We start from the raw sequence: 12,984 nt of genomic DNA, 5'->3' as shown, positions 1-12,984 counted from the left end.
GCGGTTGCCCTCTCGGGCCTCCTGGGTGGAGCCTCCACTTGCTGGCCGGGGGCCCTCAGGGGCTCCTGGCCGGTCAGTCTCGAATCATACAGCGTTTCGGCCGTGCTCGGTATTCCGCCCCTCGCTCCCCGCGACCCGGGCCCCCGCCCGCCCCCTTGTACGCTCCTCGGGTACGGACACCGGCACGACGGAACGAGCCCCCCTTGAGCAGCGAGCCCACCCAGAACCCCGCCGCGGACGACGAGGCGATCGGTTTCGACGACCTCACCCGGGACATCGCCGAGGTCCCGGCCGTCGAGGTGATCACGACCGTGGCGGTGCACCTGATGAGCGCCGCCGCCGTCAAGTGCGGCCTGGCCGAGGGCGGCGAGGCCGACAAGGACCTCGACGAGGCGCGCAAGCTGATCACCGCACTGGCCGGGCTGGTCACCGCCGGCGCCCCCGAGATCAGCAACTTCCACGCCGCCCCGCTGCGGGACGGCCTGAAGTCGCTCCAGCTGGCCTTCCGCGAGGCGTCGCTCGTCCCGGACGCGCCGGGCGCCGGGCCGGGCGAGAAGTTCACCGGGCCGGTCTACGCCTGAGAGCCGGTCCACGCCCGAGAGCCGCCAGGACGCGCCGGCGCCCCCTCCGCCCGGTGGGCGAGGGGCCGCCGGCGCGTCCGGTCCGTCCCGTGCCCCCGCGCTAGCGGCGGTAGAGGGGCTCTCCGGGCAGCCCGGCGTCGGCCGGCAGGACGGCCAGGCCCAGACCCCGGTCGAGCCGGACCCGCAGCACCGGGTCGGCCGCGACGGCCTGCCCGAGCCGCTGCGCGGCCGCCTGGACGGCCTGCTGGTCCAGTGCCGGGTCGAACACCACCGCGAGCAGCCCGTCCCCCTCCTGGTAGGGCGCCAGCAGACCGCTCACCACCTGCGGCTCGGCCGCCAGCAGCGCCCGGACGGCCTCGCGCACCTCGGGGTCGCGCACCGGCGGCAGGTACGGCCGGTTCTCCGCCAGCGCGCGCAGCCGGGCCCCGGACAGCTGGTAGGGCACCGGGCCGGCCGGATCGATCAGCAGGGTGTCCGCACGCTCGGAGTAGGCGACCATCGCGGCCTGCGGGGCGGCGACCGGTGCCGGGCGGGCGTCGGCCCGCCAGCGGGTCATCGCCTCCATCGAGGTGAAGGCCGGCAACGCCCGGCGGCCGTCCGCGGCCTCGATCACCGGGACGGCCATGTCACTGGTCTTCTCGTGCTTGTGCCCGTGCTCGTCCAGTTCCACCTCGCCGAGGACGGCGACGATCGGGACCATCAGCCGGGTCGGCGTCAGCGCCGCGAGCACCTCCGGCTCGGCCGCGCGCTCCCGCGACCAGCGCGCGAGCGCCTCGGCGAGAGCCGGGTCGGCCGTGCCGTCGTCGGCGGCGAATCCTGGGTTCGGGATGTTCTTGCGGTCCACCCGGCCGACCCTATGCCACCTCACACCCGCCGCCGGATCGTGGCGGATCACGCGCCGTCGGGGCGGATCACCCGTCGCGGGTCTACCCACCGGTAGTCCGCTGTGGCACTCTGCGCCCATGGCCACGCTCGAAGCTGCTGCCCGCACCGCCGCCGCGCCCTCGCCGGCGGCCGACCGAGCCCGGTACAACCGGGCCACCGCCCACCTGGACGGCCCGGTGGCCGTCGTCGACCTGGAGGCCTTCGACGCCAACGCCGCCGACTTGGTCCGCCGGGCGGGCGGCAAACCGGTCCGGGTGGCCAGCAAGTCGGTGCGCTGCCGGGCGCTGCTGGAGCGGGTGCTGGCCACGGACGGCTTCGCCGGGGTGATGAGCTTCACCCTGGGCGAGTCGCTCTGGCTGGCCCGCGCCGGCGTCCGCGACGTCCTGCTGGCCTACCCCAGCGCCGACCGGGCCGGCTTCGCCGAGCTGACCGCCGATCCGGCGGCGGCCGCCGCGGTCACCGTACTGGTGGACGACCCGGCCCAGCTCGACCTGATCGACGCGGCCCGGACCGGCCCCGCCGAGGTGCGGGTCTGCCTGGAGCTGGACACCTCGCTGCAGCTGTTCGGCGGGCGGGTACGGGTCGGTGCCCGGCGCTCGCCGATGCGCACGCCCGAGGACCTCGGCGCCTTCGCCGAACTGGTGCAGCGCCGCCGGGGATTCCGGGTGGTCGGGCTGATGGCCTACGAGGGGCACATCGCCGGGGTGGGCGACAGCGTGCCCGGGCGGCCGGTGCGCTCCCGGGTGATCCGGCTGATGCAGGCGACGGCCCGGGCCGAGCTGGCCGAGCGGCGCGCGGCGACCGTCCGGCGGCTGCGCAAGGTGGCCGAGCTGGAGTTCGTCAACGGCGGCGGCACCGGCAGCGTCGAGTCGACCGTGGCGGAGCGGGCGGTCACCGAGGTGGCGGCCGGCTCGGGGCTGTACGCGCCGCAGCTGTTCGACAACTACCGTGCGTTCCGCGGCCGGCCGGCCGCGCTGTTCGGCCAGCCGGTGGTGCGCCGGCCCGGCCTCGGCGTGGTGACGGTGCTCGGCGGCGGCTACCCGGCCTCCGGCGCAGCCGGGCCGGACCGCTCGCCGGTGCCCTACCTGCCGCGGGGGCTGCGCTACGACCCGATGGAGGGCGCCGGCGAGGTGCAGACCCCGCTGCTCGGCCCGGCCGCCGACGACCTGCTGATCGGCGACCGGGTCTGGTTCCGACACGCCAAGGCGGGTGAGCTGTGCGAGCGCTTCGCCGAGCTGCACCTGATCGACGGCGACACGGTGGTGCGCACCGTCCCGACCTACCGGGGCGAGCTGAAGACCTTCCTCTGACCACGCCGGATTCCCCTCTGTGGCACCGCCGTTGCTCTACCGTGGTTCCGACAGGACCGGACGTGACCCCAGGGGGCAGCCGTGGAGGCCGAAATCGTGCAGCAACTGGTGACGTCGGGCGCCACCACACTGGTCGGACTGATGGCCACCGAGGCCTGGACGCAGGCCCGTTCGCGCTTCGCCGCGCTGTTCGGGCGGGGCGAGGGCGACGAGACGGAGGCGGCCGCGCTGGAGCGCTCGCGGGCGGTCATCACCCGCGCCCAGGAGAGCGGTGACACCGGGGCCGTCGACGACCTGACCGGCACCTGGCGCGGCCGGCTCCGCCAGGCACTGCTGGAGGACCCCGGGGCGGCGGACGAACTCCAGCGCATTCTGGACGAGTTCAGGCCGCAGCTGCCCAACCGGGGCGCCGGCATCCAGTACAACACCGTCAGCGGAACGGTGCACGGCAACGTGATCCAGGCCCAGAACGTGCACGGGGGCGTGAACTACCACCAGAGCGCGCAGCCGCCGATCCGACCGTTCACCGGCCACTGACCTTTTCCCAGCCTTAAAGAGGCCCGAGGGGACGCCTAACTCCTGCGTCCCCTCGGGCCTCTGTGCTGCGCGTACGGCTACAGTCCGTCAAAAAGTGCGCCACGACCGGCTATTGCCAGTTGGTCTAGTCCAATCATACGCTCAGCCCGGGTCCCGCGCGCCGGGCCGGCGGCCCCCGGGGCAGACGTGCCCCTCCCCCACACTCTCGGTCCGGAACACTGGTCAAGGAGTCCCCACCCCATGTCCATCAAGCGAAGTGCCCTGTCCCTCGGTGTCATAGGCGCCGCGGTCCTCGCCGTTTCGGCGACCGCCGCCGGCACCGCCAGCGCCCACGGTGCCATGACCAACCCGGTCAGCCGGATCGCGGCCTGCTACGCCGAGGGACCGGAGACCCCCAGGTCCCAGGTCTGCAAGGACCTCGTGGCGATGAGCGGCACCCAGCCGCTGTACGACTGGAACGAGGTCAACATCGCCAACGCGAACGGCAACCACCAGGCGCTGATCCCGGACGGCAAGCTCTGCTCGGCCAACCGCGACAAGTACAAGGCGCTCGACATGCCGCGCACCGACTGGCCGGCCACCCCGGTCAGCGCCGGTTCGTTCGCCTTCAAGTTCCGCGTCACCGCCGCGCACGTCGGCACCCAGACCGTCTACATCACCAAGGCCGGCTACGACCCGACCAAGCCGCTGAAGTGGTCCGACCTGGAGTCGACCCCGGTCGCCCAGGTGCAGGTCACCCGCACCGCCACGGACGGGTACTACAACTACGCGGGCACGCTGCCGCAGCGCACCGGCCGCCAGCTGCTCTACATGATCTGGCAGCGCAGCGACAGCCCCGAGGCGTTCTACAGCTGCTCCGACGTCGACTTCGGCCAGCCCGCGGCCACCGCCGGCCAGACCGTGTCGGCGCTCTCCGCGCAGGCTCCGGCCGCACCGAGCGAGGAGCAGATCACCGCGGGCCGGTCCAAGTCCACCGTCGCCCACCACGGGCACGGCGGCAACGCCAACGAGCCGGCGGGCGCGGTGGTCCCGACCGCCAGCGCCGCCGTCGGCGGCTCGGCCACCGGTCCGCTGCTGCTCGCCGGCGCCGCCGCGATCGGCGGCGGCTGGGCCGGCCTGGTGCTCCGGCGCCGTCGCTTCGAGGCTGTTCGACGCGACTCCTGACCGCCGGAGGCCTGGGCCGGACCGCCCACCGACCCCCGTGCGGTCCGGCCCAGGCGATCCCCAGCACGGCGTGTGAACACGGCGGCGGCCCACCCGGAGGAGTCCGGGTGGGCCGCCGTACGTGAGCGGAGCGGCGTGGTCAGGTGGTGGTACCGCCGTCGGGGCCGGCCCCCGGGAAGGCGGGCACCTTGCCGGTGTAGTCGGCGATGCCCTTGACGATGGTGTCCATCATGGCGACGTCGGGCGCCTTGGCGGCGATGTCGAAGCCGAGGTGGACGGAGACCAGCGACTTGCCGTCGGCGGCCGGGAAGACGACGGTCTGCACGTAGCCGTCGTTGCCCTTCGCCGCGTCGACCTTCCACCGGACCAGGTAGCCGTCCCGGCCGTCGACCTTGACCGCCTCGGACTTCAGCTCCTCGTGGGAGTTGAGGTCGTTGTACGAGTCCTTGGCCGCCTTCTCGATGTCGGCCTTGGCCGCCGCCTGGACGTCGGTGCCGCCGCCGGCGATCCGGCCGGTGTTGGCGCCGCCCAGCGAGCAGTTGCCGCCGCCCTCGCATGTGTAGAGGCCCACGCTCAGCGCGGCGAAGCCGTCGGGGGTGGTGCCGCCCTGCCAGCCGGCGGGAACCGGCAGGGTGATCCGGTTCACCAGGTCGGCGGCGGGACCGCTGCCCTGACCGTTACCGCCGTTGCCCTTGCCCTGCCCCTGTCCGTTGCCCTTGCCCTGGCCATTGCCATTGCCCTTTCCCTGGCCCTGGCCCTGGCCGTTGCCCTTGCCCTGGCCGTCGCCGCCCTGACCGCCGTCGGGCCCGCCCAGATCGGGCAGACCGCTCCACGGGCCCTCCTCGCCGTACGGCGGGGCCGGCCGGGGCGTGCGGTGCGAGGCACGCGGCTCCCCGTGCCCGTCCATCGCCAGGTAGGTGATCCCGGAGCCGGCGCCGAGGCCCAGCAGGGCCGCGGCCGTGGCCGCGATCACCAGCTTGGACGGCCTGCGCCGGGCCTTGGGCGCGGGCGGTGCGATCGCACCGTAGGCGGCGCCGAAGGGGGGCGGCTCCGGGTAGCGGACCGTCGGCCCGCTCCCCAGCACCTCCCCCTCCAGCACCCGGGTCTCGGCGGTCGCGTCCGGCCCCGGAGCGCCCGGCGCCGCGGGCTCCGGCGTCGTCGGGGCGTCCGACGGTGCGGGCCGGGTGTCGGCCGTCCAGCCCTTGCCGTCCCACCAGCGCTGCGGTCGCGGTTCGCTGGTGATGTCCTTCGGGTCCGGGTACCACCCGGCGGGAATCTGCTCGCTCACGACAGAGAATCTAAAGGCAGCCGGATAAACGCGATATCAGCGCGACCGCCAATTCCCGGCATTCTGCATGAGATTACGGTGAGAAGGCGGAACGGAGGGCTAGATCGGGGTCACATAGGCTCCCGCGATGCCGCCGTCCACCAGGAACTCGCTCGCCGTGATGAACGAGGAGTCGTCGCTGGCGAGGAAGGCGACCGCGGCCGCGATCTCCTCGGGCCGCGCGAAGCGGCCGAGCGGAATGTGCACCAGCCGGCGGGCCGCCCGCTCCGGGTCCTCGGCGAACAGCTCGCGCAGCAGCGGGGTGTCCACCGGCCCGGGCGAGAGCGCGTTGACGCGGATGCCCTCCCGGGCGAACTGCACGCCCAGCTCGCGGGACATCGCCAGCACCCCGCCCTTGGAGGCGGTGTACGAGATCTGCGAGGTGGCCGCGCCCATCCGGGCCACGAAGCTGGCGGTGTTGATGATCGAGCCGCGACCGTGCCGCCGCATGTACGGCAGCGCCGCCTTGCAGCACAGGTAGACGGAGGTCAGGTTGACCTCCTGCACCCTGCGCCAGGCCGCCAGCTCGGTGGTGAGGATGGAGTCGTCCTCCGGCGGCGAGATGCCCGCGTTGTTGAAGGCGACGTCCACGCTGCCGTAGGTCTCGTAGGCCTCGTCGAAGAGCGCTTCGACCATGTACGGGTCGGTGACGTCGGTGTGCACGAACAGGCCGCCGACCTCCTGGGCGACCGCCTTGCCGGAGCCCTCGTCGACGTCGGCGCAGACCACCTTGGCGCCCTCGGAGGCGAGCCGGCGGGCGGCGGCCAGTCCGATGCCGCTGCCCGCTCCGGTGATCACGGCCGTACGGCCGACCAGGCGCCGGCAGACCGGGCCGTCCTTCTCGGTCGCGGCGGGCTTCTCACTCATGGCCGGCTCCTACTCCTCGCTCTGGATGAACACGTTCTTGGTCTCGGTGAAGTGGACCAGCGCGTCGGGCCCGAGCTCCCGGCCGATGCCGGAGTCGCCGAACCCGCCGAAGGGCGTCCAGTACCGCACCGAGGAGTGCGAGTTGACGGACAGGTTGCCCGCCGCGACGCCCCGGGCCAGCCGCAGCGCCCGGCCGACGTCCCGCGTCCAGATGGAGCCGGAGAGCCCGTAGCGGGTGGCGTTGGCCAGCCGCACGGCGTCCGCCTCGTCGTCGAAGGGGAGCACCACCGCGACCGGGCCGAAGATCTCCTCGGTCGCCGCGGGCACGCTCGGGTCGGCGGGGGCGAGCACGGTGGGCGGGTACCAGAAGCCGGGGCCGTCGGGCACCGCGCCGCGGGCCAGCACCGGCAGCTCGGGGGTGACGTAGGAGGCGACCCGGCGGACCTGGGCGGCGGAGATCAGCGGGCCGAGTTCGGTGTCCGGATCGGCCGGATCCCCGGTGCGGACGGCTCCGACGGCGGGCAGCAGCAGGGCGAGGAAGTCGTCGAGGGCCTCGCGCTGGACCAGGATGCGGCTGCGCGCGCAGCAGTCCTGTCCGCTGTTGTCGAGGAAGGACATCGGGTCGGCGGCGCGGGCGAGGTCGGCGTCCGCGAAGACGATGTTGGGGCTCTTGCCGCCGAGTTCGAGGGTGACCCGCTTGGCCCGGGCCGCGCAGCGGGCGGCGACCTCCTTGCCGACCAGGGTCGAGCCGGTGAAGACGATCTTGCGGACCGCGGGGTGGTCGACCAGGGCCCGCCCGGTGGTGGCGCCGGCGCCGGGAACGACCTGGAGGAGACCCTCCGGAAGCCCTGCGGCGAGGGCGAGTTCGGCCAGCCGCAGCGCGGTGAGCGGGGTGGCCTCGGCGGGCTTGAGGAGCACGGCGTTGCCCGCGGCGAGGGCGGGGGCGAAGCCCCAGGCGGCGATCGGCATCGGGAAGTTCCACGGGGCGATCACCCCGACCACCCCGATCGGCTCGTGGAAGGTGATGTCCAGGCCGCCGGCCACCGGGATCTGGCGGCCGGTCAGCCGCTCCACCCCGCCGGCGGCGTACTCCAGAAGGTCGCGGACGTTGCCGGCCTCCCAGCGGGCGTTGCCGAGGGTGTGGCCGGCCTCGCTCACCTCCAGGGCGGCCAGCTCGGGGATGTGCGCCTCGACCTGGTCGGCGAAGCGGCGCAGCTGCCGGGCACGTTCGCCGGGGGCGAGCGCGGCCCAGCCCTGCTGGGCCTTGAGGGCGCGCTGGACGGCGGCGTCCAGCTGCGCCGGGGTGGTGTCGGGGACGGTGCCGAGCGGCTCGCCGGTGGCGGGGTTGAGGACGGTGCAGGCGGCGGGACTCTCCATGCCGCTCACATCCGCTCGAAGGACCGGTAGCGCTCCCAGTCGGTGACGGCGCTGTCGTACGCGTCCTGCTCGACCCGGGCCATGTGCAGGTAGTGCTCGACCACGTCACTGCCGAACGCGACGCGGGCGAGCTCGCTCCCGGCCCAGCGGTCGGCGGCCTCGCGCAGCGAGCCGGGCACCCGGGCGTACTCGTCGACGGCGTAGGCGTTGCCGAGGCAGGGGGCGGGCAGTTCGAGCTTGTGCTGGAGGCCGTGCAGGCCGGCGGCGATCATGCCGGCCACGGCGAGGTACGGGTTGACGTCACCGCCGGGGACGCGGTTCTCCATCCGCAGGCTCGGACCGTGGCCGACCACCCGGTAGGCGCAGGTCCGGTTGTCCCGGCCCCAGGCGACGGCGGTCGGGGCGAAGGAGCCGGGCCGGTAGCGCTTGTAGGAGTTGATGTTGGGCGCGTAGAGCAGGCTGAACTCGCGCAGGGCGGCGAGCTGGCCGGCGAGGAAGTGCCGCATGGTGTCGGTCATCCGGCCGTCGCGGTCGGCGAAGGCGGGGGCGCCGCCCGGGTCGCGCCCGTCCCGAAGGTCCCGCAGGTCCCGCAGGGACAGGTGGATGTGGCAGCTGTTGCCCTCGCGCTCGTCGTACTTGGCCATGAAGGTGAGCGCGCAGCCCTGCTGGGCGGCGATCTCCTTGGCGCCCGTCTTGTAGACGCTGTGCTGGTCGCAGGTGGTGAGGGCGTCGGCGTAGCGGAAGGCGATCTCGTGCTGGCCGAGGTTGCACTCGCCCTTGGCCGACTCGACCACGAGGCCGGCGCCGGCCATCTCGTTGCGGATCCGGGAGAGCAGCGGCTCGACCCGGGCGGTGCCGAGCAGCGAGTAGTCCACGTTGTACTGGTTGGCCGGGGTGAGGCCGCGGTATCCGCCGAGCCAGGCCTGTTCGTAGGTGTCGCGGAAGACCAGGAACTCCAGCTCGGTGCCGATGTCGGCGGCCAGGCCGTACTCGGCGAGGCGCTCGATCTGACACTGCAGGAGCTGGCGGGGCGCGGTGGCGACGGGGTGGCCGCCGTGCCGGGCGAGGTCCGCGGTGACCTGGGCGGTGCCGGGCTGCCAGGGGGTGAGCCGGAGCGTGCCGAGATCGGGGCGCATGGCGAAGTCCCCGTAGCCGGTCTCCCAGGAGGAGTGGGCGTAGCCGTCGACGGTGTTGAGGTCGATGTCGACGGCGAGCAGGTAGTCGCAGGCCTCGGCGCCGTGCTCGGCGACCTCGTCGAGGAAGAACCGGGCGGCGAAGCGCTTGCCCTGGAGCCGGCCCTGCATGTCGGTGAAGGCGAGCGCGACGGTGTGGATCTCGCCGGCGTCGACCAGCGTGCGCAGCTCGTCGAGGGTGAGCGGCGCGCGCGGCGGCGCACCCGCGGCGGTGTTGTCGGGCATGACGGAACCCTCCCCTTCGATCACTCAGCGAGATCAGACGGTCACAGCGAACCGTACGGCCTGCCCCTGACAGCGCGGAAGAGGGCGGACGGGTGTGGCGCGCCGATACGCGTGGTTGTCGGGGTATCGGGTGGGGCGGGAGGAGAATGCCCGCCATGGATCGCAGGCCTTTCATCGGCGTCAGCACCTACCTGGTGGACGCGAGTTGGAGCGACTGGCGGGCCCGCCGGGTGGCACTGGTGCCCGAGCGGTACACCGCGTACGTGCGGGACGCGGGCGGGATCGCGGTGCTGCTGCCGCCGGACGCCCCGGAGCGCGCGCCGGAGGTGCTCGCCCGGTTGGACGCGCTGGTCGTCGCGGGCGGGCCGGACATCGACCCGGCGTACTACGGGCAGCCGCCGCACCCGCTGACCGAGGCGGACGCGCCGGAGCGGGACCACTGGGAGTCGGCGCTGCTGCGGGCGGCCCTGGCGGCGGGCATGCCGCTGCTGGGCATCTGCCGGGGCATGCAGGTGCTGAACGTGGTGTGCGGCGGCTCGCTCGTCCAGCACCTCCCGGACGTGGTGGCCCCGGACGTGCACGGCGGCTCGCCCGGCAGGTACGGCGAGCACCTGGTGCGGCCGGTGCCCGGCACGCTGCTCGGCGGTCTGCTGCCGGAGAGCGAGCTGACTGTGCCGACCTTCCACCACCAGGCGGTGGACCGGCTCGGCTCGGGGCTGCGGGTGAGTGCGCACGCGCCGGACGGCACCGTGGAGGCGGTGGAGGGGCCGGGGTTCACCCTCGGGGTGCAGTGGCACCCGGAGCAGGGCGACGACCTGCGGGTGATGCAGGCCCTGGTCCGGGCGGCGACGGCGGCCCGGACGGTGCCGCTGGAGGAGGTCGGGGCCGTCGCCCTCGGCAGCGCCTGGCCGGTCGCGGCCTCCTGACCGGTCGCGGCGGTGGGCCCGGCGGTTCCGGCGGTTCCGGCCCGTCGGGCTCGGCAGGGGCGGGGACGGCCCCGGAGAAGCCCCCGCACCGGGACGGGCCTCACGCCGGGACGGGCCTCACGCCGGAGGCAGGCCGGCCAGGACGGCGAGGACGCCGGCCCCGCCGGCCGCGAGCAGGGTGAGCACCACACCCCTACGGGCCGCGACCAGCCAGAGCAGTGCGCCCGCCAGCACCCCCCACTGCCAGCCCCGGCCGAGCGCGGCGGCGAGCGGCACGGCCGAACCCGCGATGGCACCGATCACCGCCGGCCCGGCGCCGGTGAGGAAGTCCTGCACCCGCCGGTCCGCCCGGAGCCGGTCGAAGTGCCGGGCGCCCAGGAGGACGAAGAGGAACGACGGCGCGAAGGCCACCGCCGCCGCCAGCAGCCCGCCGCCGACCCCGGCGGCCGCGTAGCCGACCGCCGCGACGGTGTGCACCACCGGCCCGGGGGTGACCTGGCCGAGGGCCACGGCGTTGAGGAACTGACCGTCCGTCATCCAGTGGTAGCGGTGCACCGCGTCGTCCTGCATCAGCGGGATGATCACGAAGCCACCCCCGTAGGAGAGCGCCCCCACCTTGAACGCCACCCAGGCCACCGCGCCGAGCCCGGCGAGCCCGCCGGCCACCGGCAGCACGGGCAGCACGGCGGCCGGCGGCAGCGGGGCGCGGCGCCCGCCGGTACCGTCGCCATCGCCATCGCCGTCCCGCGTCCGGGCCCGCGACCGGGCCCGGGCGGCGATCTCGGCCAGGCCCGCGGTGACCAGGACCAGCACCAGCCACGGCCCGGTGAGGATCGCCGCGACCGCGCCCGCGAGGGCGTATCCGGCCCAGCGCACCCGGGCGCGGCGCTCCCGGCCCGCGCGGGTGAAGCTGCCGGGGATCAACGAGGTGGCCGCCTGCGCCGCCACCGCCGGGACGGCCGCACCGGCCCCCGCGGCCGCGCCGAGCACCCAGAGCGGCGGGTGGCCGGCCAGGAACAACGCCGACAGGGCGAGGATCAGCACCAGCCCGGGCGCGATGAAGCAGAACCCGCCGACCAGCGCGCCGGGTGTCCCCCGCAGTCGCCACGCGGTGAGGACGGCCAGCTGGGTGGAGGCCGGGCCGGGCAGCAGGTTGGTCGCCGCGATGCCGTCCTCGAACTCGTCCGGCTCCAGCCAACCGCGCTGTTCCACGCAGAGCCTGCGGAGCAGCAGGATGTGCGCGGGCGGCCCGCCGAAGCCGAGCAGCCCGATCCGGCCCCATTGCGCGGCGATCGTGCCGAGGCCGACCCGTTCGGTCCGTTCCATGCTGCGTCTCCCCTCCTCAGTGGCGGCGCGACCATACCGGACGGGGGTTACGGGGCGGCAATGACAACGGTCTCCAGTGCAGCCTTTGGATCTTCCTTCGATCTGCGGTTCACTTCGACTGCAGGCAGTTGCGTCCCTGTCCCCACCCCCCGCGCGTCCAGGAGAGGACTTCGATGGCCCGGCACGAGCACCCCCACGATGATCATGCGCATGACCATCGGCACGCCGCCGGCGACCCCGCCCACGGCGGGCACGGCGCGCACGGTCACGGTCACGGGCACGGCGGGCACTCCCACGGCGTGGCCGCCGACGCCGACCGCCGCTGGCTGGTGAGCGCCCTCGCGCTGATCGTGGTGTTCATGGCCGGCGAGGTGGTGGTCGGCTTCGCCGCGTCGTCGCTGGCGCTGATCTCCGACGCGGCGCACATGCTCACCGACGCCGCCTCCATCGTGCTCGCCCTGGTGGCGATGCGGCTGTCCGCCCGCCCGGCCCGCGGCGGGTACACCTACGGGCTCAAGCGCGCCGAGATCCTCTCCGCCCAGGCCAACGGCGTCACCCTGCTGATCCTCTCGGCCTGGCTGGGCTACGAGGCCGTCGCCCGGCTGATCGACCCGCCGGACGTGGCCGGTTCGCTGGTGCTGGTCACCGCGCTGGTCGGGATCGTGGTCAACCTGGCCGCCGCCTGGTGCATGTCGAAGGCCAACCGCAGCTCGCTCAACGTCGAGGGCGCCTTCCAGCACGTGGTCACCGACCTGTACGCCTTCATCGCCACTGCCGTGGCCGGCGCGGTGATGCTGGCCACCGGCTTCGCCCGGGCCGACGCGATCGCCTCGCTGATCGTGGTGGCGCTGATGCTGAAGGCCGGCATCGGCCTGGTCCGCGCCTCCGGGCGGATCTTCCTGGAGGCCGCCCCGGCCGGCGTCGACCCGGACGCGGTGGCGGACCGGCTGGTCGCCCAGCCGCTGGTGGAGGAGATCCACGACCTGCACATCTGGGAGATCACCTCGGGCCAGCCCGCCCTGTCGGCGCACATCCTGGTGACTCCGGGCGGTGACTGCCACGCCGTCCGCCGGGAGTTGCAGCGCCGGCTGGCGACGGAGTACCGGATCACCCACAGCACCCTCCAGGTCGACCACGTCGGCGAGGACGACGCGGGCGCGCTGCTGCAGATCACCACCCCGGCGGGTGAGCTCCCCGAGCACTGCGCCGACTCGCACGGACCGGTCCACCGCGCCGGCCCCCACGAACACTGAAACCGGCGGGCTG

General features: G+C 74.3%; 12 protein-coding genes. 6 read left to right on the top strand and 6 right to left on the bottom strand.

Annotated features, from left to right (window positions below; all coding sequences use genetic code 11):
* Positions 1–203 precede the first annotated feature (203 nt).
* Complete coding sequence (locus tag AB0J08_RS05170) at positions 204–581, top strand: DUF1844 domain-containing protein (RefSeq protein WP_209415201.1); 378 nt, start codon at positions 204–206, stop codon at positions 579–581.
* 100 nt (positions 582–681) lie between these two features.
* Here AB0J08_RS05170 and AB0J08_RS05165 read toward each other — a convergent pair whose 3' ends face one another.
* The gene (locus tag AB0J08_RS05165; protein WP_360627116.1) at positions 682–1,425 is read right to left on the bottom strand and encodes an SseB family protein; all 744 of its coding nucleotides are present in this window, start codon (positions 1,423–1,425) and stop codon (positions 682–684) included.
* Positions 1,426–1,543: 118 nt separating this feature from the next.
* Here AB0J08_RS05165 and AB0J08_RS05160 point away from each other — a divergent pair, with 118 nt between their 5' ends.
* From AB0J08_RS05160 to AB0J08_RS05150, 3 genes are all read left to right on the top strand, one after another.
* Positions 1,544–2,776 carry an amino acid deaminase/aldolase gene (locus tag AB0J08_RS05160; RefSeq protein ID WP_360627113.1) on the top strand — a complete coding sequence of 411 codons (1,233 nt, stop codon included), beginning with the start codon at positions 1,544–1,546 and terminating at the stop codon, positions 2,774–2,776.
* Positions 2,777–2,857: 81 nt separating this feature from the next.
* Positions 2,858–3,313, top strand: a complete 456-nt coding sequence (locus tag AB0J08_RS05155; RefSeq protein ID WP_360627110.1) for a hypothetical protein — start codon at positions 2,858–2,860, stop codon at positions 3,311–3,313.
* A gap of 240 nt (positions 3,314–3,553) precedes the next feature.
* On the top strand, positions 3,554–4,477 hold the full coding sequence (locus AB0J08_RS05150; protein ID WP_360627107.1) for a lytic polysaccharide monooxygenase: 924 nt from the start codon (positions 3,554–3,556) through the stop codon (positions 4,475–4,477).
* 139 nt (positions 4,478–4,616) lie between these two features.
* Here the strand turns inward: AB0J08_RS05150 and AB0J08_RS05145 are convergent, their stop codons facing one another.
* The 4 genes from AB0J08_RS05145 to AB0J08_RS05130 all read right to left on the bottom strand — a co-directional run bounded on the left by AB0J08_RS05145 (position 4,617) and on the right by AB0J08_RS05130 (position 9,466).
* The gene (locus tag AB0J08_RS05145) at positions 4,617–5,765 is read right to left on the bottom strand and encodes a DUF2510 domain-containing protein (RefSeq protein ID WP_360627104.1); all 1,149 of its coding nucleotides are present in this window, start codon (positions 5,763–5,765) and stop codon (positions 4,617–4,619) included.
* Positions 5,766–5,864: 99 nt separating this feature from the next.
* Positions 5,865–6,671: a 3-oxoacyl-ACP reductase gene (locus AB0J08_RS05140; RefSeq protein ID WP_360627101.1), complete on the bottom strand. Its 807-nt coding sequence runs from the start codon at positions 6,669–6,671 to the stop codon at positions 5,865–5,867.
* A 9-nt stretch (positions 6,672–6,680) separates the two neighbouring features.
* Complete coding sequence (locus tag AB0J08_RS05135; RefSeq protein WP_360627098.1) at positions 6,681–8,048, bottom strand: aldehyde dehydrogenase family protein; 1,368 nt, start codon at positions 8,046–8,048, stop codon at positions 6,681–6,683.
* Between the two features lie 5 nt (positions 8,049–8,053).
* The gene (locus tag AB0J08_RS05130) at positions 8,054–9,466 is read right to left on the bottom strand and encodes a glutamine synthetase family protein (RefSeq protein ID WP_360627095.1); all 1,413 of its coding nucleotides are present in this window, start codon (positions 9,464–9,466) and stop codon (positions 8,054–8,056) included.
* Positions 9,467–9,621: 155 nt separating this feature from the next.
* On the opposite strand from AB0J08_RS05130, the gene AB0J08_RS05125 reads away from it, so the two are divergent.
* Positions 9,622–10,392, top strand: coding sequence for a gamma-glutamyl-gamma-aminobutyrate hydrolase family protein (locus tag AB0J08_RS05125; protein WP_360627092.1), 771 nt, complete (start codon positions 9,622–9,624; stop codon positions 10,390–10,392).
* 117 nt (positions 10,393–10,509) lie between these two features.
* Here the strand turns inward: AB0J08_RS05125 and chrA are convergent, their stop codons facing one another.
* On the bottom strand, positions 10,510–11,718 hold the full coding sequence (gene chrA / locus AB0J08_RS05120; RefSeq protein ID WP_360627089.1) for a chromate efflux transporter: 1,209 nt from the start codon (positions 11,716–11,718) through the stop codon (positions 10,510–10,512).
* Between the two features lie 173 nt (positions 11,719–11,891).
* On the opposite strand from chrA, the gene AB0J08_RS05115 reads away from it, so the two are divergent.
* Entirely contained in the window at positions 11,892–12,971 is a 1,080-nt protein-coding gene (locus tag AB0J08_RS05115) for a cation diffusion facilitator family transporter (RefSeq protein WP_360627086.1), read from the top strand.
* Positions 12,972–12,984: the final 13 nt, after the last annotated feature.

It is taken from the genome of Kitasatospora sp. NPDC050463, assembly GCF_040655255.1.
Lineage (GTDB): Bacteria > Actinomycetota > Actinomycetes > Streptomycetales > Streptomycetaceae > Kitasatospora.
The sequence above is the reverse complement of the archived record's forward strand: the minus strand, read 5'-3'. Positions and strand labels throughout refer to the sequence as shown.